This window comes from Vibrio sp. YT-19(2023), assembly GCF_033337395.1.
Genome location: NZ_JAWOQN010001087.1, coordinates 1 through 528, shown reverse-complemented (window position 1 = coordinate 528; position 528 = coordinate 1). Strand labels below are relative to the sequence as shown.

Here is a 528-nt window from a genome sequence, read left to right as displayed (position 1 = left end):
CATACCGGCTTCTCCAAGCACTTGTTTAACTGAGGCGACCGCTTGAGCCGTTGAGTTAAATGGGTCGGTAATTTCTTCGAGTTCAAGCTGTGATATCGATTCAGAATCGACCGGTTTACCGTCATTTGCAGAAGACACATTGCGCGCCGAATCGAAGGCCACTTCGCGCATTGAAGGGCTCAACTGCTGAATCAGCATATTAGCGATGCCAGAGCTTTGCTTTTTCGCCAACTCCATCGCCAACTGACCATCGTACATGTCGCGAAAAACGCCTTGTTGCTTGCTTGAAAATGGGCTGTCTTTGTCCGCTAACACGTCGCTGCTACTGCGCATTTGACGCAGCACCAGTTGTAAGAACATAGCTTCAAACTGACCCGCCACCATTTCGAGCGCGCCTTCTTGATCACGACTGTGCTTGATGTTCGCCAACGCACTGTTGTCGTGATAAAGCATTGAGTTCAATTGAGCTTGATCGCTGCTACCGTCTAGTTTCATCGTTCACTCCTTAAATCACGACCAGTTCAGCAT

Annotated in this window: 1 protein-coding gene; it reads right to left on the bottom strand. The window is 49.1% G+C overall.

Features of this window, described 5'->3' with window-relative positions; genetic code table 11:
• The coding region (locus R7E78_RS30200) for a rod-binding protein (RefSeq protein WP_318059153.1) at positions 1 to 495 on the bottom strand (495 nt) is incomplete at its 3' end.
• Positions 496 to 528: the final 33 nt, after the last annotated feature.